At 68.6% G+C, this 22,076-nt stretch carries 4 protein-coding genes; all 4 read left to right on the top strand.

All coding sequences use genetic code 11. From position 1 onward, the window contains the following. The first annotated feature begins 21 nt into the window (after positions 1-21). From KY501_RS01890 to KY501_RS01875, 4 genes are read left to right on the top strand one after another with little or no spacing between them, the layout of a single operon-like run. Positions 22-4,584 (top strand): non-ribosomal peptide synthetase, encoded by a 4,563-nt coding sequence (locus tag KY501_RS01890; protein WP_224360632.1) that lies wholly within the window; start codon positions 22-24, stop codon positions 4,582-4,584. Positions 4,585-4,600: 16 nt separating this feature from the next. After that, on the top strand, positions 4,601-9,304 hold the full coding sequence (locus KY501_RS01885; RefSeq protein WP_224360630.1) for a non-ribosomal peptide synthetase: 4,704 nt from the start codon (positions 4,601-4,603) through the stop codon (positions 9,302-9,304). Positions 9,305-9,309: 5 nt separating this feature from the next. Next, on the top strand, positions 9,310-15,813 hold the full coding sequence (locus KY501_RS01880) for a non-ribosomal peptide synthetase (RefSeq protein ID WP_224361064.1): 6,504 nt from the start codon (positions 9,310-9,312) through the stop codon (positions 15,811-15,813). Next, positions 15,810-22,061: a type I polyketide synthase gene (locus tag KY501_RS01875; protein WP_224360628.1), complete on the top strand. Its 6,252-nt coding sequence runs from the start codon at positions 15,810-15,812 to the stop codon at positions 22,059-22,061. Before KY501_RS01880 ends, KY501_RS01875 begins: the two co-directional genes overlap by 4 nt. The last annotated feature ends 15 nt before the right edge of the window (positions 22,062-22,076 follow it).

Below are 22,076 nucleotides of genomic sequence, written 5' to 3'. Positions count from 1 at the left end.
ACACTCAGGAAACCACCCGAGATGAATGACTTGAAGGATCAACTCGCGCAGTTGTCTCCCGCGAAGCGAGCGCTCTTCGAGCGGATCATGCAGCAGAAGACGCCGCCCTCGGCCCAGAACGCCTCCGCGCGCACCCTCCCGCGCCGGCAGCAGCAGAGCGGCATCCCCCTCTCGTACGCCCAGCGCCGGCTGTGGTTCCTCGATCGGATGGGCCACACCGGGCACGCCTACAACATGAGCATGAGCCTGCGGCTCGACGGGCTCTTGAATGCCGAGGCGCTCGCCCGGAGCCTCGATGAAATCATGCGCCGCCACGAGGCGCTGCGCACGGCCTTCCGCGAAGTGGAGGGAGAGCCCGTCCAGTTCATCCTCCCACCCGAGGGGGCCCGGCTGGAGTTGGTGGACCTGAGCGCGCTACCCCCCGAGGAGCAGACCCGCGAGGCGCAGCGGCAGGCATGGGAGGAGGGCCGCGCCCCATTTGATCTCTCCGCAGGCCGGCTGCTGCGGGCACGGCTCGTGCGCCTGGGCAGGACGTCGCACCTGCTCCTGCTCACCCTCCACCATATCGCCGGGGATGGCTGGTCCATTGGAGTGCTCGCCCGCGAGGTTTCGGCGCTCTACAGCGCGTTCGTGTCGGGCAAGCCTTCACCCCTCGAGGAGCTGCCCATCCAGTACGGCGACTTCGCCGTGTGGCAGGCAGACTGGCTGAACGGGGATACGCTGAACCGGCAGCTTGCGTGGTGGCGCGAGCACCTGAAGGGCCTCACGCCCTTGCAGCTCCCGCTCGATCATCCGCGTCCCCCCGTGGAGACGTTCCGCGGCCGGGGGCAGCAGCTCCAACTGCCGGAGCACCTGGTGAGCGCGCTGCAGGAGCTGAGCAAGCATCAGGGGACGACCCTGTTCATGCTGTTGCTCTCCGCGTTCAACGTCCTGCTGTGGCGCTACACGGGGCAGCAGGACATCGCCGTGGGCTCGCCGATTGCCAACCGGACGCGGGGCGAGACGGAGCCACTCATTGGCTTCTTCGCCAACTCGCTCGTGTTCCGCAATCACGTGGACGGCTCGCTCCCCTTCACCCGCCTTCTTGAGCAGGTGCGCACGCGGGCCCTGAGCGCGTACGAGCATCAGGATCTGCCCTTCGAGCGGCTGGTAGAGGAGCTGCAGCCCCAGCGGGACCTGAGCGCCAACCCGCTCTTCCAGGTCGTCTTCGCGCTCCAGCAGCAGGAGGCCATGGCGCCGCGGTTCCACCTACCGGGTGTGGATGTGCACCCGGTGGAGGCTCTGGAGGTCACCACGCGATTCGATCTGGAGCTCCACCTCTGGCCGTCGGAGGGAGGGCTGCGCGGGGTCTGCACGTACAACGCCGATCTCTTCGAGTCGTCCACCATCGAGCGGCTGATGGGGCACTTCCACACGCTGCTGGCGGACATAGCGGCCCACCCCGAGCGGCGGCTCTCGCAGTTGCAGCTCATGACAGAGGCGGAACTCCAGCACGTGGTGCACGCCTTCAACACGGGGGCCCATGCACGGCCCCAGGGGTGCATCCACAGCACGTTCGAGGCCCAGGTGGCTGCGGCCCCGAACCGGATCGCCCTCGTGGCTGGCGAGAAGACGCTGACCTACGCGCAGCTCGACGCACAGGCCAACCGGCTCGCGCACCACCTGCGCCGCTATGGCGTGGGGCCCGAGATCCCCGTGGGCCTGTGCCTGGAACGCGGCATGGAGATGGTCATCGCGATCCTGGGCATCCTCAAGGCCGGCGGCGCGTACGTGCCCCTCGATCCCGCATACCCCCAGGAGCGGCTGGATGTGATGCTCGAGCAGGCCGCCCCCCTCGTCATCCTCACGGACTCCCGCCTGGAGGCGAAGATCACCCTCTCGTGGGCGCAACTGGTGCATCTGGACGCGCTGGACGAGCTGCTCGTGAACGAGCCCTCCAGCCCTCCGCACCCGCGGACCGAGCCGGACAACCTCGCGTACATCATGTTCACCTCGGGCTCCACGGGAGAGCCGCGCGGCGTGCCCGTCAGCCACCGCAACGTGGTGCGGCTCGTCAAGGACACCGGCTTCGCGCGCTTCGACGCCACGGAGACCTTCCTCCAGTACGCCTCCATCTCCTTCGACGCCTCGACGCTGGAGCTGTGGGCGCCCCTCTTGAATGGCGGGCGGCTGGCCCTCTTCCCACCCGGGCTCGCCAGCATGGAGGCGCTGGGCCGGTTCATCGTGGAGCATGGCATCACCAGCCTGTGGCTGACTGCGAGCCTCTTCCACCTCATGGCCGAGGAGCAGAGCGCGTGCTTCCGCGGGGTGCGCCAGCTCCTGGCGGGCGGGGACGTGCTGTCGCCTCGCCACGTGGCCCAGGTCCTCGCCGACAACCCCTCGCTGACGCTGATCAACGGCTATGGCCCCACGGAGAACACCACGTTCACCTGCTGCCACCCGATGCGGCACCCGGTGCAGCTCGAACACACGGTGCCGATCGGGCGCCCGATCGCAAACACGCGCGTCTACATCCTGGATGAAGCGCTGAGGCCCGTTCCCCTGGGCGTGCCCGGAGAACTCTACGCCGGAGGAGAGGGCGTGGCCCGGGGCTACCTCAAGCGTCCCGAGCTCACCGCCTGGAGCTTCATCCCGGACCCCTTCAGCCCGATCCCCGGTGCGCGCCTCTACCGGACGGGCGACCTGGCGCGAGCCCATCCCGATGGGACGTTCGAGTTCCTGGGCCGGACCGACCGCCAGGTGAAGCTGCGTGGATTCCGCGTCGAGCCCGCGGAGATCGAGGCGCACCTTCTCGCCCACCCCGCGGTGCATCAGGCCGCCGTGGTGGTGCGCGAGCAGCCTGGCGGAGACAAGAGGCTGCTGGCGTACGTGGCCGCCGATCCCGAGCTCGCCCTGAGCGTGGAGCAGCGCCGGGAGATCGCCACGAGCCAAGTCGTGGAGTGGAGCGAACTCTTCAACGGGCACATCTACGAGGAAGCAAGCGAGCTGGAGGATCCGCTGTTCAACACCATGGGCTGGCTGAGCACCTACGACGGCAAGCCCATCCCCCTGCCCGAGATGCACGTCTGGGCCGACGGCATCGTCCAGCAAGTGCTGCAGGCGCGTCCGCGCCGGGTGATGGAGATCGGCTGCGGCAGCGGCATGTTGATGTTCCGCATCTCGCCCCACTGCGAGGCATACCTGGGCACGGACGTCTCGAAGGTGTCACTGGACTCCGTGCGCCAGCGCATCTCCGAGCAGGGAGAGCGCTTCCGCCACATCCAGTTGGAGCAGCGCCCCGCGGATGACTTCGCGGGGCTCGAGCCCGCCTCATTCGACGCCATCGTGCTGAGCTCGGTGGTGCAGTACTTCCCCAGCCTCGACTACCTGCTGCACGTGCTGGAGAACGCCGTGCGCCTGGTGCGTCCCGGAGGCGCGGTGTACGTGTGCGACGTGCGCAGCCTCGCGCTGCTGGAGGCCTTCCATGCCTCGGTGGAGCTCTTCAAGGCGGAGCCCGAGCTGGCCGTCCGGGAACTCGCGCGCAGGGTGGAGCAGGCGCTGGCCCAGGAGAACGAGCTGTTCCTCGCGCCCGAACTCTTCGCCTCGCTGCGGGAGCGGCTCGCACGCGTGACGCACTCCGAGGTGCGGATCCAGCGCGGCCGCGCCACCAACGAGCTCCACAAGTTCCGCGTCAATGCCGTCCTGGAGGTGGAGACTCCCGAGCCGCCCGCGCTCGACATCGAGCGGGTGCCGGGCGAGCACCTCACTCTGGAGGATCTCGAAGACCTGTTGGTCCCCGGCCGGCGCGGAGGGCTGCTCATCACGGGGCTGCCTCGCGGCGTCGTCCAGACCGAGATCCAGCTCGCCAGGCTGCTCTGGGACGAGGATGTCCTGGCGGGAGATGTGGTGGAGTTGAAGGAGCGGCTCTCTCGCCTCGAGGGAGGGCTCGAGCCCGAGGATGTCCGCGCGCTGTGCGCCGACCGCGGCTATGAAGTGGAGTGCCTCGTGTCCTCGGATCCCAGCCGCTTCGATGCGGCCCTGGTGCCCCGGGGAGGCTCGCTGGCCTCCGTGACGCGAGCGCGCGTCCAGCACACGCGGCCTCTGCGCTCCTGCGCCAACGCCCCTCTGCACAAGCGGCTGGCGGCCGAGACCGTCCCGCTCTTGAAGCAGCACCTGGCCGGGCGGCTGCCCGCGTACATGATGCCGGACACCTTCGTGGTGATGGAGGCGCTGCCGCTCACACCCAACGAGAAGGTGGATCACCGGGCCCTCCCCGCTCCGGAGGTGCGGTCCGCGAATGACAAGGGCCATGTGGCGCCCACCACGGAGATCGAGGCCAGCATCGCCGCCATCATGGCGAAGCTGCTCGGGCTGCCGCAGGTGAGCATCCACGACAACTTCTTCGAGCTCGGCGGGCACTCGCTGCTGGCCACGAGCCTCGTGTCCCGCATCCGGACGCAACTCCAGACGGAGTTTCCCCTGCAGCGGGTGTTCGAGACGCCGACGGTCGCGGGCATGGCCGTCTACGTGGAGAACGCCCATTGGGCCGCGCGCGCGCGAACTGCCCAGCCCCCTCACCAGGAGCGCGAGCTCGGCAGCATCTGAGGCCCGAGAGTTCCCCATGCACGCCATCGAATCCCTGATCTCACGGCTGCGAGGCCTGGACATCCTCCTGTGGAGCGAGAACGGAGCGCTGCGCTACAGCGCGCCTCCGGGCGCCATGACGCCAGCGCTCGTGGCCGAGCTGCGCGAGAACAAAGCGGGGCTCCTCGCAGCCCTCGAGAAGGCGGCAGCCATTCCCCAGGAGGGTCCACCCATCCCCCGCGAGCCGCGTGGGCGCCCCCTGCCGCTGTCCTTCGCCCAGGAGCGGCTGTGGTTCCTGGAACAGCTGGGGCAAGCCGGGCACGCGTACAACATGCCGGTGAGCCTGCGCCTGCGCGGGCCCCTCAATGAAGACGCCCTGCGCCAGGCCCTACGCGAGCTCGTTCTCCGCCACGAGCCGCTGCGCACGACGTTCCAGGCCGTGGGCGGTGTGCCCGCGCAGATCATCTCTTCCCACCCGCCCGAGGTGAGGCGCCTGGATCTCTCCGGCAAGTCCCCCGAGGAGCGGGACGCAGAGCTGCACCGGCTCGTCACCCAGGAGAACACCCACCGCTTCGAGCTGTCGCGCGAGCCTCCCCTCCGGCTGGTGCTGATCCGGCTCGCGCCCCAGGAGCACGTCCTGCTCCTCGTGCTCCATCACATCGCCTCGGATGGCTGGTCCATCGAGATCCTCTCGCGCGAGCTGCCCGGGCTCTATGCCGGTTTCGCCTCCGGCCGCCCCGCTTCCCTGCCTCCCCTTCCCATCCAGTACGCGGACTTCGCGGTCTGGCAGCGCCAGCAACTGGGTGGCGACGTGCTTCAGAAGCAGCTCGCCTACTGGAAGGAGACTCTCGCGGGGCTCTCGCCGCTCGAGTTCCCCACGGACTTTTCCCGCTCCGAGGGAGGCTCCTACCGGAGCGCCGCCCGCGCGTTCCGCATCGAAGCCCCCACAGTTGCGGCGATCCGCAAGCTCAACGCCGAGCGGGGCCTGACGCTGTTCATGACGCTGCTGGCGGCGTTCGACGTCCTCCTCGCGCGCTACACCGGACAGAGCCGAGTGTCGGTGGGCTCGCCCATCGCCAACCGCAACCGCACGGAGACGGAGGGGCTGATCGGCTTCTTCGTCAACTCGCTGGTGCTCAGCACCGACACGGGCGGGGATCCGACCTTCCTCGAACTGCTCGAGCGCGTCCGCCAGAGTGCCCTGGGGGCCTATGCGAACCAGGATGTGCCCTTCGAGCGAGTGGTGGAGGAGCTCCAGCCCACGCGCAGCCTCACCCGCAACCCGCTCTTCCAGGTGGTATTCGCCCTCCAGCAAGCCGCCGCCATGGCGCCCCAGTTCCCCTTCCCGGGGCTCGACACCCGGCTGCTGGAGATCGGCGAAGCCACGGTGCGTTTCGACTTCGAGATCCACCTCTGGCCCGACGGCGACGCACTCCAGGGAGTGTGCACTTTCGCCGCCGATCTGTTCCTGCCCGAGAGCATCGAGCAGTTGTTGGCCCACTACCAGGCCCTGCTCACGCACCTGGTGGCCCACCCCGAGCAGCGCCTCTCGCAAGCATCCCTGTTGAGCCCGGAGGAGCGGAGGCGGCTGATGTCCGAGTGGAACCGCCCTCGGACTGCGTTGCCCGCCGCCTGCATCCACGAGCTCTTTGAGGAGGTGGCCCACTCGCGGCCCGAGGCCCTCGCCATCGTGTCCGGGACCGAGCCCCTCACCTATGGCGCGCTCAACGCGGCCGCCAACCGGCTGGCCCGGCGCCTGCGCGCCTGGGGCGTGGGGCCCGAGGTAGGCGTGGCCTTCTATCTGGAGCGCTCGGCTTCGCTGGTGATCGCGGCGTTGGCCATCCTGAAGGCGGGAGGCTTCTTCGTCCCCCTCGAGCCAGGCCACCCCCGCGCCCGGCTTCAGCACCAGCTCGCGGACACACGCGCCCGGGTCCTCATCACCCGGAGATCCCTCGTCGAACGCCTGCCCCCCAGCGACGTGCGCCTGTTGGTGCTGGAGTCCGAGGATGTCTCGGGCGAGGACGCGAGAGACCTGGGCCGCACCGCCACGCCGGAGAACCTCGCGTATGTGATGTACACCTCCGGCTCCACGGGTTCGCCGAGAGGCGTGGCCGTCACGCATCCGAGCGTCGTCCGGCTGGTGCGCAACAACCCCTTCGCGAGCTTCTCTCCCGAGGAGACGTGTCTGGCGTTCGCGCCCGTCTCCTTCGATGCCTCGACGCTGGAGCTCTGGGCGCCTCTCCTGAACGGAGCCCGGCTCGCCCTCTTCCCCGCCGAGAAGCCCTCGCTCAAGGAGCTAGGAGCCTTCATCGAGCAGCAGCGCGTCTCCACGCTCTGGCTCACCGCGAGCCTCTTCCAGGCCATGGTGGAGGAGCACCCCGAGAGCTTCAAGCACGTGCGTCAGCTCATCGCCGGGGGTGATCGGCTCTCGCCCAAGCACGTGCGCCACCTGCTGGCCGCGGGCTACGGCCTCACGGTCATCAACGGCTACGGCCCCACGGAGAACACCGTCTTCACCTGCTGCAACCCCATGAGGAGTCCGGGAGAAGTCGGCCGCACGGTGTCCCTCGGGCGCCCCATCGCCAACACCCAGGTCTACATCGTCGACGCGAACCTCGCGCCCGTTCCGGCAGGCGTCCCAGGGGAACTGGTGACAGGTGGCGCAGGGCTCGCGCGCGGCTATCTTGGGCGTCCAGCGCTGACCGCGGAGCGCTTCATCCCGGATCCCTTCAGTGGAGAGCCGGGAGCGCGCCTCTACCGCACGGGGGATCGCGCGCGCTTCCTGGCTGACGGGCGTATCGAGTTCCTGGGCCGCATGGACCGGCAGATCAAGGTTCGGGGCTTCCGCGTCGAGCCGGCCGAGATCGAGTCGCGACTGCTGGAGCACCCCTCGATCCGTGAGGCGGCCGTCGTGGCGCGGGAGGAAGCCCCCGGAGACACCCGGCTCGTGGCCTATGTGGTGGCACGGTCGGCGAAGGCGAAGGCGGAGGCGGAGCCCGAGGACGCCGAGCAGGCCAGGCAGCAGGTCGCCTCGTGGGAGTCTCTGTTCGATGACCACATCTACGCGCGTCAGAGCGAGTCCGCCGATCCCTACTTCAACACCGCGGGCTGGCTGAACACGCATGACGGCACGCCCATCTCCGTGGCGCAGATGCGGCTGTGGGCCGGCGACATCATCGATCGAGTGCTGGCCCATCGTCCCAAGCGCGTGCTGGAGATTGGCTGTGGCACGGGCATGTTGCTCTTCAGCATCGCCCCCCACTGCGAGCACTACCGGGGCACGGACTTCTCCCGGACGTCGCTCGAGCACGTGCGCCGCCATGCGGAAGCGCGTGAGGATCTTCGCGGACGGCTCCAGCTCGACAAGCGGCTCGCCGACGACTTCAGCGGCATCGAGGAGGGCTCCTACGACGCGGTGATCATCAGCTCGGTGGCGCAGTACTTCCCCACGGCCAGCTATTTCTTGAAGGTGCTCGAGGGCAGTCTCCGCGCGGTGCGGCCTGGAGGGTTCATCTTCCTGGGCGATCTGCGCAACCAGCGGCTGCTCGAACATTTCCACGCCTTTGTCACCCTCTACCGCGCTCCCAGCACCCTGCCCTCCTCCGACCTGGTCCGCCGCATCGAGGCCGAGCGGGCCCGGGAGAACGAGCTGCTCATCGATCCCGGCCTCTTCGCCGCGCTCGCGCTCCAGCAGCCCCGGATCGGACGGGTCCGCGTCTTCCTCCAGCGAGGGCATGTTCACAACGAGCTGAACAAGTTCCGCTATCACGCCGTGCTGTATGTAGGGGACGCGCCTCAGGCGGCCGAGGCACGGGAGGTGGATGGCTCGGGCATGACGCTGGCCCAGGTGGGCGCCTGGCTCCAGGCTGAGCACCCCGAACGGGCGTGTGTCACGAACCTGCGCAACGCCCGCCTCTCGCAGGAGGCGCAACTGCTGGCGCTGCTGTCCGAGGCAATGCCCCAGCCGGTGAGCCAGCTCCGCATGGCCCTGGCCGAGGTGTCTTCCGAAGCGGTGGACCCAGAGGCTCTGCGGGAGCAGGCCGCCCCATGGGGTTACGATGTGGAGCTGTGCTGGAGTCCGGGGGGCAGCGATCGCTTCGACGCGCTCTTCACACGCCGGGATGCCCCCGCCGCACCTCCTCCACTGATGCCCCTGGAGCGGCGGCCAGCCTCGCCCCGAACCCTCTCCAGCTACACCAACATTCCCCTGCGCTCGAATGAAGGCGCGCAGCTCATCTCGTCACTCAAGCAGTTCCTCGGCGAACACCTCCCCGAGCCCATGCATCCCACGGACTTCATGCTGCTGGAGTCCCTGCCCCTGTCGCCCCATGGCAAGCTCGACCGGGCGGCCCTGCCTGCTCCTGGAGGACGCCCAGACGGCGTGCAGGCCCAGTTCATCGCCCCGGAGACCGCCCTGGAACGGGTGCTCGCCGGCATCTGGAGCACGTTGCTTCGCGTGGAGCGAGTGGGCCTCCACGATGACTTCTTCATGCTCGGCGGCCACTCGCTGCTGGCCACCCAGGCTGTCTCCCGCATCCGCGAGGCCCTCAAGGTCGAGCTGCCTCTGCCCGCGTTCTTCGAGACGCCGACACTGTCCGGACTCCACCGGGCGCTGCTCCAGCGCGAGGCACGCCCGGGCCTGCTGGAGGAAATCGCCACGCTCCGCCTCAAAGTCGCCCAGATGAGCCCCGAGGCCATCAAGGCCCTGCTCCACGAGAAGAAGACCGCTCTCACCCCTTGATCGTCATGCCCGCCTCCAACTCCATGACCTCGCAGAGCCTGTCCAGGGAAGCCGAGGAGCTGCTCGCGCTGCTCCTCGAGGAGCAGCAACCCGGCGCCGGGACGTCCACCACCATTGCGCGGCGCACGGGGACAGGCCCCTGGCCGGTGTCCTTTCCCCAGCAACGGCTCTGGTTCCTGGATCGCTATGGGGTGCGCGGCGCGGCGTACCACATGCCTCTCAACCTGCGGCTCACCGGGACACCGCGCATCCCCGCGCTCGTGGAGAGCTTGCGCGAGATCGTCCGGCGCCATGAGGCCCTGCGCACGGCCATCCTCGAGCGCGAGGGAGTGCCCGTCCAATCCATCACGAACCTCGAGCTCGAGGTTCCCCTGGTGGACCTGAGCGCGCTGCCCATGGCCGAACGGGACGCTGAGCTGAAGCGGTGGACGCTCCAGGAGCTGGAGACACCCATCGAGCTGTCCGGGGGGCTGCTCATCCGAGCCCGGATCCTCCGGCTGCACGAGACCGAGCACGTCCTGCTGACGGTGATCCACCACATCGCCTCGGACGGCTGGTCTCTGGGCGTGTTCCTCCGGGAACTCTCCGCCTTGTACGAGGCCCAGGTATCGGGCCGAAGCGCGCCGCTGCCTCCCCCCGCGATCCAATATGCGGACTTCTCCGTCTGGCAGCGGGAGCGCGCCAGCACGGAATCCTTCCAGACCGGACTCCGCTACTGGAAGGAGCAGCTACGGGACCTTCCTACCCTCTCGCTGCCCAGGCGTCAGACGCCGCCCCCTCCCACGAGCCCAGCGGGAGCGATCCGCCCCCTCAAGGTGCCGGCCGAGACCGTCGCCGTGCTGGATGAGCTGAACCAACGCGCGGGCGTCACCCTGTTCATGACGCTCCTGGCGGCCTTCGGCGCGCTCCTGCACAAGTACACCGGCCAGCTGCGGCTGCCCGTGGGCTCGCCCATCGCCAACCGGGACCGCGCGGAGCTGGAGGGCCTCATCGGCTTCTTCGTCAATTCGCAGGTGCTCTGCGTCGATGCTTCCGGGGACCCGACCTTTTCCGAGCTGATCGAGCGCGTACGCAAGATGGCGCTCGAGGCTTATGCCCACCAGGACATTCCCTTCGAGGTGCTCGTCGAGCAGTTGCACCCGGAGCGCTCCACGGATCGCAACCCGCTCTTCCAGGTGATGCTGGCCTACCAGCAGAACGAAGCCATGGCCCCTCGCTCCGAGCTGACGGGGCTGCGGGCCGAGATCCTGGAGATGGGAGCGCCGACGACGCGCTTCGATCTGGAGCTGCACTTCTGGCGAGAGGGCCCGATCGTGCGCGGCTATTGCGCCTACTCCACCGCGCGCTTCGAGGACGAGACGGTCCAGCGCCTCCTGGAACACTACACCCGGCTGCTCAGGGAGCTGGCCTCCCTCCCGAACCTGCCTCTGTCGCGCTTCCCGCTGATCTCGGAAGCCGAGTGCGAGCAGCTCCAGCAGTGGAACCAGACGGCGACGGCCTATCCGCGACGTTCCCTGCATGCGCTGTTCGAGGCCCAGGCCGCCGCCACTCCCGAAGCCATTGCGCTCCGCTTCGAAGGAGAGCGGATCTCCTACCGGACCCTGCGGGAGCGAGCCCATCGGCTCGCCAGATACCTGTGTCACCTCGGGGTAGGCCTCGAGACAAGAGTGGCCGTCCTGCTCGAGCGCTCACCCGAGGCTGTCATCGCGTTCCTGGCCATCCTCGAGGCGGGGGGTGCCTTCGTCCCGCTCGATCCGGACTATCCGGAGAAGCGCCTCACCGCGATGCTCGAAGCCAGTGGCGCGACGTTCCTCCTCGTAGCCTCCACCGTCGAACACCTGCCCGCCTCGCGAGCACATGTGGTGCGGATGGGCGAGGAGCGAGCCTGGACTGATGAGACGCCGGATGCGCCCGGCCCCCAGGTCTCTCCAGAGAACCTCGCCTACATCATGTTCACGTCGGGCTCCACGGGGGCTCCCCGAGGCGTCGCCGCCACCCACCGCAACGTGGTCCGGCTGGTCAAGGAGACGAACTTCGCCCGCCTCGCTCCAGACGAGGTCTTCCTGCTGCTGGCGCCGCTGTCCTTCGATGCCTCCACCCTGGAGTTGTGGGCGCCGCTGCTCAACGGCGGCACGCTGGTGATCTTCCCTCCCGGGCCCTTCTCCCTGAGCGAGTTGGGGGACTGCATCCGCCGCGAGGGTGTCACCCTGCTGTGGCTGACCAGCGGCTTGTTCCTGCAGTTGGTGGACGAGCATCCGGAGAGCCTGCGGGGCGTGCGCCACGTGATGACGGGAGGCGAGGTGCTGTCCACGCGCCATGCGCGGCGGCTGCTGGAGAGCACGCCCGGGTTGCGGCTGACCAACGCCTATGGGCCCACGGAGAACACGACCTTCACGACCTGCTACCCCATTCCGGGTGCCCACGATCTGGACTCGCCCGCGCCCATCGGCCGGCCGATCGCCAACACTCGCGTCTACATCGTCGACGCGGCGATGAACCTGGTGCCTCCCGGCGTCCCGGGGGAGCTGTTGGCCGCGGGGGATGGCGTCGCCCGTGGCTACCTGGATCGGCCCGAGCTGACGGCCGAGAAGTTCATTCCGGATCCCTTCAGCCCTGAGCCTGGCGCACGCATCTACCGCACGGGAGACGTCGCGCGCTTCCGGCCGGACGGAGCCATCGAATTCCTCGGGCGCATGGACCGGCAGCTCAAGGTCCGAGGCTTCCGGATCGAACCCGCGGAGATCGAGGCGCACCTGCTCGCGCAACCCGAGGTACGGGAGGCCGTCGTCGTCGTCCGCGAGTCGACCCTGGGAGACAAGCGCCTGGATGCGTACGTCGTCCTCCGGGAGTTGGTGACGATGAGCGAGCTGCGTGCGCGGCTCATGGCGGAGCTGCCAGGCTCTCATGTCCCCTCCACGTTCACCGCGCTCGCGTCCATTCCCCGCAGCCTCACGGGAAAGCTGGACCGAAGCGCCCTGCCCGCCGCGCACGTCCTCCCCGCCTCCGAGCACGCGCCGGGCACGCCCACCGAGGAGGCGGTGGTGGCGATGTTCTCCGAGCTGCTGGGCTTGGAACGAGCCGGAGTGGACGATGACTTCTTCGTCCTCGGCGGCCACTCGCTGCTGGCCACCCGGCTGGCCTCGCGGATCCACGGCCGGTACGGGTTCGACTACCCCCTGCGCCTGCTGTTCGACCGTCCTACTCCGAGAGCCATCGCCCACTCCATCGATGCGCACGCCTCCGCTCCAGCGCCCTCGGCTCCAGCGCTCGTTCCCATCGAGCGAGGGCAGCCCCTGCCTGTGTCGTACGCCCAGCAGCGGCTCTGGCTGTTGGAGCGCCTGGGGCTCGTGGGGAGTGCCTACAACATCCCCCTCTCCCTGCGGCTCCAGGGCGCGCTCGATCGAGAGGCGCTCACGCGCGCAATCGAGGAGCTGGCGCGGCGGCACGAAGTCCTGCGCACCGTCTTCCGCGAGGAGAACGGCATTCCCCTCCAGGTGCCCCTCGCGGAGGTACGGCACGAGATTCGGTTCATCGATCTGCGGCAGCTCCCGGACACAGAGGTCGAGCCCGAGGTGCGACTCCTCGCGATCGAGGAGAACCGCCGGGTGTTCGACCTGACGCGTGACCCGCCCTGGCGGGCGCTGTTGCTCGCGCTCGGCGAGCACCGTCACGTACTGCTGATGACGTTCCACCACATCGCCTTCGACGGATGGTCCGAGGGCATTTTCGCGCGCGAGTTCTCGGCACTCTACACGGCGTTCTGCCGGGGTCTGCCCTCCCCACTGCCCGAGTTGCCCATCCAGTATGCGGACTTCGCCGCATGGCACCACCGCTGGATGCGGGACGGCGTCCTCCAGCAGCAGCTCGACTACTGGAAGCAGCAGCTGCGCGACCTGCCCCTGCTGCAGCTCCCCACCGACAGGCCTCGCCCCACGATGCAGTCGTTCAAGGGAGGGTTGGTCAGCTTCCTCCTGCCGCCGACCGTGGCGAAGGGGCTCCAGGAGCTGTGCCAGCGCGAAGGGGTGACGATGTTCATGCTCCTGCTGGCGGCGTATTCGGCCCTGCTCCACCGCTACTCCGGACAGGAGCGGCTGGCCATCGGTACCCCCATCGCCAACAGGACCCGCAAGGAGACCGAGCCGCTCATCGGCTTCTTCGTCAACACCCTCGTGATGTGCAACGACCTGAGCGGAGATCCCTCGTTCCGGGAGCTGCTGCGCCGGGGGCGGGACACCTCCTTGAGCGCATACGCCCACCAGGATCTTCCCTTCGAGAAGCTCGTCGAGGCGCTCAAACCTGAGCGGCGCCTCAATCAGACTCCGCTGTTCCAGGTCATGTTCGGCCTCCAGGAGCGCGACGCCATCCGCCCCCACTTCGAGCTGCCCGGCCTGGAGACCCGGCCGCTCGAATATGGCGACATCACCGCGCGGTTCGATCAGGAGTTGTACGTCTGGCCCGAGAACGGGACGTTCGCGGGCATCTGCATCTATGACGCGAGCCTCTTCGAGCGCGCCACCCTCGAACGGATGATCTCGGGGCTGCAAGCGCTCCTCGCCTCCATCGTCGAGCGGCCGGACACGAAGCTCTCCCGGCTCTCGGTGATCTCCCCGGAGGAACACCAGTACCTGCGCAAGGTGGGGCGCGGCGCGGAGCGATTCATCCCCGCGCAACTGCTTCACGAGCGCTTCGAGCAGCAGGTGGAGCGCCACGCGGACAAACCAGCGCTGCTTCACACCCACGAGACGCTCACCTATGCGGAACTCAATCGCCGCGCGAACCAGTTGGCCCACCACCTGCGAGCCCTGGGTGTAGGGCCCGAGACGCGCGTGGCGGTCTGCACCGAGCGTGGGGTGGAGATGGTGATCGCGCTGCTCGGAATCCTCAAGGCCGGCGGCGCCTATGTGCCGCTCGATCCCGCCTACCCACGAGCCCGTCTGGAGACGATGTTGACGAGCTGCCGTCCGGCCGTGCTCCTCACGCAGGAGTGGCTGAGGGATGAGCTACCCCAGCACGAGGGCACACGGATCCTCTGCCTCGACACCGGGCGGGAGGGACTCGATGCCCAGCCCGCCTCCAACCCTCGGCCACTCGCGGACTCCGGCAACCTGGCCTATGTGCTCTACACCTCCGGCTCGACCGGGACTCCCAAGGGTGTCCTCATCGATCACCGAGGCGCGGTGACGCTGCTGGAGTGGGCGCTCGCCCACTACTCCGCCGATGAGCTGCGGGGCGTGCTGGCTGCGACGTCCCTCTGCTTCGACCTGTCCGTCTTCGAGCTGTTCGTTCCCCTCTCGTGTGGAGGTGCGGTGATCCTCGCGGACAACGCGCTGCACCTGCCCGAGCTGCCACACGCCGAGCAGGTGACCCTGATCAACACGGTGCCCTCCGCGGCCACGGAGCTCCTCCGGGCCGGAGGCATCCCCGCCAGCGTGCGCGTGGTCAACCTCGCCGGTGAGCCCCTGACCAACAGGCTCGCGCAGGACCTCTACCAACTCGGTCACGTCGAGCGGGTCTGCAACCTCTATGGACCCTCGGAGGACAGCACCTACTCCACCTTCGCCGAAGTCGCCCGGGGTGCGGAACGAGAGCCCACGATTGGCCGGCCGCTCGACGCCAAGCAGGTCCTCCTCCTCGACAAGCACCTGCGCCCCGTGCCCCTGGGAGTCGTGGGCGAGCTGTTCATCGGAGGCCCCGGGCTGGCCCGGGGCTACCTCCACGCACCCGAACTGACGGCGGCGAAGTTCCTGCCGAATCCCTTCAGCCCCACCCCCGGCGCGCGCATGTACCGGACCGGAGACCTTGCCCGCTTCCTTCCGGAGGGAGAACTCGAGTTCCTGGGGCGGATCGACCACCAGGTCAAGGTCCACGGCTTCCGCATCGAGCTGGGAGAGATCGAATCCGCGCTGCTGCGGCACTCCGCCCTGCGCGAGGCCGTGGTCATCAGCCGGGAGGATCGCGCGGGCCAGCGGCGACTCGTCGCGTACATCGTAGCCGTGGAGGCACAACCCCCCTCCCCGTCCGAGCTGCGACGCCACCTGCAGGAGACGCTGCCCGGCTTCATGATCCCCGCCGCGTTCGTCTTCCTCCCGGAGCTGCCACTGACGCCCAACGGAAAGGTGGACCGACGCGCCCTGCCTGCGCCCGAGAGCACGAGCCCCACGGCCGCACGGGTCCATATGCCTCCCCGCACCGAGCTGGAGCGCCGCATCGCCGCGATCTGGAAGGAGCTGCTCGGCACCGAACAGGTCGGGCTCGAGGACAACTTCTTCGAGCTCGGAGGTCACTCCCTGCTGATGCTCCAACTGCACCGCCGGCTGTTGGAGATCGCCGCGGCTCCGTTCCCGCTGGTGGAGCTCTTCCATTACCCCACCGTTGCCTCACTCGCCGGCTTCCTGGGCCGCGCTCGGGAGAGCGCTCCTGCCCTGGAGGGAGTCCAGGAGCGCGCGCGCCGCAATCTCGAGGCGCTCGGCCGCAGCCGGCCCACCGTGAACAGGAGACCCAAGCGATGAGTACAGAGCACGTCACCCCCCCGCCGGAGGCCATCGCCATCATCGGCATGGCGGGCCGGTTCCCTGGGGCCCGGGATCTCGCCACCTTCTGGTCCAACCTGCGCCAGGGTGTCGAGTCCATCAGCTTCTTCACGGACGAGGCGCTGCTCGCCGCGGGCATCCGCCCGGAGCTGGTGCGCAATCCTCACTACGTCAAGGCAGCCGCGGTACTCGATGGCGTGGAGGACTTCGACGCCTCGTTCTTCGAGTTCAGCCCCGCCGAGGCGGCGCTGATGGATCCGCAGCAGCGCCTGTTCCTCGAGTGTGCCTGGGAGGCTCTGGAGAACGCAGGGTACGACTCCTCACGGTACGACGGGTGGATCGGCCTGTACGCCGGGCTCGATATGAACTCGTACCTGCTGCACAACGTGCTCACCAACCGGGAGGTGATGGAGTCCGCCGACATCTTCTCCATCATGGCGGTGAACGATAAGGACTTCCTCACCACGCGAGCGTCCTACAAGTTGAACCTGCGTGGACCGAGCCTCGTCGTGCAGACGGCTTGCTCCACCTCGCTGGTGGCGGTGCATCTGGCGTGCAGGAGCCTGTTGGAGCACCAGTGTGACATCGCGCTGGCGGGTGGAGTGGCCATCACCCTGAAGAACAACTCGGGCTACCTGCACCAGCCCGGGCACATCAGCTCGCCGGACGGGCATTGCCGCCCATTCGATGCCGCCGCTCAAGGGACGCTCGGCGGCGATGGCCTGGGGCTCGTGGTGCTCAAGCGGCTGTCGGAGGCCATCGAGGATGGCGACTGCATCCACGCCATCATCCGCGGCTCGGCCATCAACAATGACGGCACCCAGAAGGTGGGGTTCACCGCTCCCAGCCAGGAGGGGCAGGCCTCGGTCATCGCCATGGCCCAGGCGCTGGCGCAGGTGCCCGCGGACACCATCTCCTACGTGGAGGCCCATGGCACGGGCACGCCCATGGGAGATCCCGTGGAGGTGGCTGCGCTGACGCAGGCGTTCCGCCAATCCACGGACAAGAAGGGGTTCTGCGCGCTCGGCTCGGTGAAGAGCAACTTCGGCCACCTGGGCGCGGCAGCGGGAATCGCGGGGCTGATCAAGACGACGTTGGCGCTCGAGCACGGTGAGCTGCCCCCGAGCCTCCACTGCTTCACCCCCAACCCAGCCATCGACTTCGCCAACAGCCCGTTCTACGTCAACACCCAGCTCAAGCCGTGGAATCCGTCCACGCCGCGGCGCGCGGGTGTCAGCGCGTTCGGCATCGGGGGCACCAACGCGCATGTCGTGTTGGAGGAGGCCCCCGTCCGCCCGGCCTCGGGCCCCCACCGTGCGCGCCAACTGCTGACACTCTCGGCCCGAAGCGACGCCGCCCTGGAACAGGCCACGGAGAACCTCGCGCGCTTCCTGCGGGAGAACTCCGAGGTGAACATCGCGGATGCCGCCTACACCTTGCAGGTGGGAAGGCGCGCGTTCCCCTATCGACGGGCCGTGGTGTGCGAGAACCGCGAAGAGGCCCTGGCCCGGCTGGAGGGCTCCCCGGAGCAGCGGTTCGACGGGAAGCCGGGCCAGACGGCGGTACGCTCCGTCACCTTCATGTTTCCGGGCCAGGGGGCGCAGTACCCCCAGATGGCGCGCGAGCTCTATGACGCGGAGCCTGTATTCCGCGAGCAGGTCGACACCTGCGCGGAACTGCTGCAACCCTCGCTGGGACAGGATCTGCGCGCGCTGCTCTTTCCCGCCCGACGCGAGGACGAGACCGCCGCCTCGGCGAAGATGGCCCAGACGGCCTTCGCCCAACCAGCGCTCTTCGTCATCGAGTACGCGCTGGCCCGGCTGCTCCAGTCACTGGGCCTCCAGCCGCGCGCCCTGGTGGGCCACAGCCTGGGCGAGTACGTCTGCGCGTGCCTGGCGGGCGTGTTCACCCTGGAGGATGCGCTATCGCTCGTCGCCGCGCGCGGCCGCCTCGTGCAGTCCCTGAAGCCCGGCGCCATGCTCACCGTTTTCCTGCCGGAGCCGGAGCTGCTCGCCTTGCTGAAGGACGGCGCGTTGTCCCTGGCGACGACCGCTCCCGGGTGTGGCGTGGTCTCCGGCCCGGTAGAGGCGCTCTCGGCGCTGCGCGAGCAGTTGACGGCCAGAGGCGTGGAGACGCGGGAGGTGCGCACCTCGCACGCCTTCCACTCCTCGATGATGGAGCCGGCCATGCAGCGCCTCCAGGCGCATGTGGCGAGACTGCAGCGCAAGCCCCCCACCCTCCCCTTTGTCTCCAACGTCACTGGCACGTGGATCACCGAGGTGGAGGCGATGGACCCCGCATACTGGGCACGGCATCTGCGCGACACGGTGCGGCTCGACGCGTGCTTCGCCACCCTCTTGACGGAGCCAGACCAGGCCTTCGTGGAAGTCGGCCCAGGCCGCTCCATGGGCGCGATGCTGAAGCGGCACTCCGCGTGGAGCCATACCCACCTCCACCAACAGTTGCTGCCTGGAGCAGAGAGTGAGCACGGCGCGGCACGTGAGTCCCTGGAGGCAGCACTCGGCCGTCTCTGGGCCCACGGCGCGAAGATCGACTGGAACGCCTACTCTGCACACGAGGAGCGCCAGCGCGTTCCCCTGCCCACCTACCCCTTCGAGCGCAAGCGCCATTGGATCGAGAGCGGAGCCGCCGATCTCCGCTACCGGAACACCGCGCGCGGTGGCGCTCAGCCAGGCCCGATTCGCACCCACACCTGGAAGCAGGTGTCTCCCCCGGTGCTGGCCCGCGAGCGAAAGCCACGCGTGCTGCTGTTGTCGGGTGCGGCCGGCCCAGGCCCCGCGCTGGTCCAGCAACTGCGGGACGAGGGCTACGAGGTCCTCCATGCCATGCCTCCCCACGAGAGCGCGGCCCACCCTGGCGCGCGCGCGGTCGAGGCTTCGGACAGCACGGCACTCCTGCGATTGCTGGAGGAATTGCACCAGCAGGGACAGCCCCCCAGCGTCATCCTGTCTGCCTGGGAGCTCACTCCCGAGAAGCAGGCCGAGGAAACACCCCTCCTCTCCCAGGCCGCGCTCTCCTCCGAGGCCTGGCACCGCCTGTCCGCGCTCATGGGAGCACTCGCAGCCCGCTCCGAGCCGGTCCGGCTGGTGGTTGCCACGCGCGCGGCGCTCCGCGTGACGGGAGAGGAACCGCTGTTGGCCTCCCGGCAACTGGTGCCCGCGCTCTGCGACTCCGCCCGGCAGCGTTGCCCGGCCGCGAGCGTGGTCCTCGTCGACTTCGCCCACAGCCCCCACGCACCGGATGACAAAGCTTTCTTCACCTGCCTCCTGCCCGAACTCCACGGAGGCACGGGGGCCCCCTGGGTTGCCTGGCGAGGCCATCGCCGCTGGGAGCGCTCGCCCGAACCGCTCATGGAGCACGTCTCCGGGCGCCTCGAGGGAACCCTCCTCTTCGCGGGCGAGCCTGGACCGCGAGGAGCCCTGCTCACGCAGCAGCTCTTCGAATCCGGAGCGGTACGGCCCCTGTTCCTGAAGACCCACGCTGGGACCTCGGCCTTCGCGGACTTCGACCTGGAGAGGGAGACCCCGCGCATCGCCCAACGAGAGGCCTCCCTTGTTCGAGAGGAGCAGATCCACGACTACAGCCTCTCTCCAGGCTTCGTCGAGAAGATGAATGCCCTGTGCGCAGCTCACGCATGGGAGTACCTGACTTCCCGGCTCGCCCACCCGTCCGAGCGAAGTGTTCCCCTCGAGGAGCTGAAGCGCCAGCTCGGCCTGCTCCCGCGGTTCGACAAGCTGTTCGGCTTCCTTCTGCGCATGCTCGAGGAGGATGGCCTCGTCAGCGTGCGGGACGGGCAGGTCCGGTTCGTGTCCCCGGAGAAGGCGCCCCCAGCCGCTCGCAAGCTGTCGCAGGAGATCGCGGCCACCTATCCCCACTTCCGCGGCACGGTGCGCTTCCTCGATCACTGCACGGGCTCCTACAGCCAGTCCCTCTCCGGCGAGGTCGCCTCGATTGGGGTGCTCTACCCCGACGGCAGCGACGCCTTCTTCCTGGACTGCATGCGGGAGAACGTGAACAGCAGCCGGATCAATGCCCACCAGCGGTTGCTGATCGAGGTGCTGCGGGACGCGGTGGCACAGGTCCCGAAGGATCGCGAGGTGCGCATCCTCGAGCTGGGCGCGGGGTATGGCGGCCTCACCTGGCCGCTGCTGGAGCAGCTACCGGCCGGGCGGATCTCCTACCACTTCACGGACGTGGGCAGCACGTTCCTCGCCAGGGCGAAGCAGGAGGCTGAGCGGCGAGGGCTGCGCGGCCTGCGCTTTGGCCTCTATGACATCAACACCGCGCCTTCCGAGCAGGGCTTCCCCAGCGGCGCCTACGACATCATCCTCGGGCTCAACGTCGTGCACGTCGCCCGCGATCTGGGGCAGGCCCTGCCGCACCTTCGAGCGCTGACGGCACCAGGAGGCTGGGTCGGCCTGCTGGAACTCACCCGGGCCCAGCGCTGGGATCACCTCACCTGGGGACTGGCTGCAGGCTGGTGGGACGCGGAGGATGCCTTCCGCGGGAGCACCCTCCTGCTCGATCATGAAGGCTGGGAGAAGGTCTTCAGTGCCACGGGCTTCGCACACACCCAGGCCTTTCCCGTGGACCTGTCCGAGCGAGCCCGCTCCGACTTCGGGATGATCCTCGCCCAGCGTGGAGAGGAGGGTGCTGCTCCCGGAGTCCATATCGGGAGTCCGGATCGCTGGCCCGAACTCCTTCGCCAGATCCAAAGCGAGCACGGCGCACTGCGAGGCATCGTCTACAGCCCGGCGCCGGCGGCCGCGTGGGAGGACATCTCTCGCGAGCTCGAGTCCCTGCGTACAGCGGCTCGTGCAGCCCCCCCGGGATTCTGCCTGCTGCTCTCGGAGGATCTCTCGGACGCGGAGGCCCTGACGGGCCCCACTCGCAGACGGTGGATGGAGGCATGGTCCGAGGCGCAAAAAGAGCCGGCCCTCCGCTGGCGACAGCTCCACCTCGAGGCAGAGCCCTCGGGCCCGGTGAGCGAGGAACTCTCGCGGCTGCTCGCGACCGGAGGGGGAGCGGATGTCCTCTCGGTCTGCACAGTGCCCGTGGGCCGGACGGAGTCCTCTGCCCAGCCGAGCGCCACCGCACTGGCTTCGCCGCTCGAACCCTCCGCTCCCCGTTACCGGGATGGCCTGGAGGAGCAGGTCGCCCGGAACTTCGAGAGCGTGCTGGGAGTACCCACCCCCGCCCCCGACGCCCACTTCTTCGAGATGGGAGGAGACTCGCTGCTCGCGGTCCACCTGATGACGCGACTGCGGAGTGAGTTCGGCAAGAGCCTCAAGATGTCCGAGTTCATGCTCGAGCCGACCATCCGGGGAGTGGCGCACCTGCTCTCCCAGCAGATGGCTCCCAAGAAGCCGCTCTCGCCGGACCTCGTTCCCTTGCATACGCGGGGCACCCGTCGGCCACTCTTCTTCGTGAACCCGGCGGGAGGCAGCCCGCTCTGCTACCTGGACCTCGCCCGCCACCTCGGTGAGGACCAGCCCTTCTACGGCTTCCAATCCCCTGGCTTCCTGGACGATCGGCCGCCCATGGATCGGCTGGAGCCGATGGCGGCGCACTACGTCGACATCATGAGGGACGTGCAACCCCAGGGTCCCTACCTCATCGGAGGCTGGTCCTTCGGCGCCATGGTGGCCTACGAGATGGCACGGCGGCTGGAGGCGCTCGGCGAGCGGGTGGGGATGGTGGCCCTGCTGGACAGCGGAGTCGGCTCACCCAAGGCGAATGGGACTGCCGCGGGTTGGAATCCCCTCGCCTTCATCCCTGCCTGGAAGGCGCTTGCCGTGAGCGTCCATGTGACGAGCTACACGGACATCGCGGCCATTGGACGCATGTTTGGCATCCAGCTCCCCGAGAAGCTCACCTTCAACCGCCAGGACATGGTGGCTCAGCTCAAGTCCTTCCGGGATGCGTTCCAGCAGATGCCCAACCTGATGCCCGTCTACAAGGCCAACATCGTCTCCTCCTTCCGCTACGAGCCGGGGCCGTACCAGGGCCGCGTCACCCTCTTCAAGACAGCGCCCAATGCCTTCAGCCGCTTCCAGGGCGACATGGAAGCGTCCTTGCGGCAGTTGGCGCTCGGCGGGGTGGAGGTCTTGGGCATCCCAGGCAATCACATGACGTTGCTGGACCGCGCCAACGTCCCGCGTCTGGCGCAGTTGCTGCGTGAAACGCTCCAACGGGCCTCCGTCTGAAGGCTCAATCCCCGC

It is taken from the genome of Hyalangium versicolor (assembly GCF_020103695.1).
GTDB lineage: Bacteria > Myxococcota > Myxococcia > Myxococcales > Myxococcaceae > Hyalangium > Hyalangium versicolor.
This window is presented reverse-complemented; position numbering and strand designations above follow the sequence as displayed.

Excerpts from the sequence above, each read along its gene's own strand:
- KY501_RS01885 (WP_224360630.1), top strand. The coding sequence starts at position 4,601 with ATGCACGCCATCGAATCCCTGATCTCACGGCTGCGAGGCCTGGACATC.
- KY501_RS01880 (WP_224361064.1), top strand. The coding sequence starts at position 9,310 with ATGCCCGCCTCCAACTCCATGACCTCGCAGAGCCTGTCCAGGGAAGCC.
- KY501_RS01890 (WP_224360632.1), top strand. The coding sequence starts at position 22 with ATGAATGACTTGAAGGATCAACTCGCGCAGTTGTCTCCCGCGAAGCGA.
- KY501_RS01875 (WP_224360628.1), top strand. The coding sequence starts at position 15,810 with ATGAGTACAGAGCACGTCACCCCCCCGCCGGAGGCCATCGCCATCATC.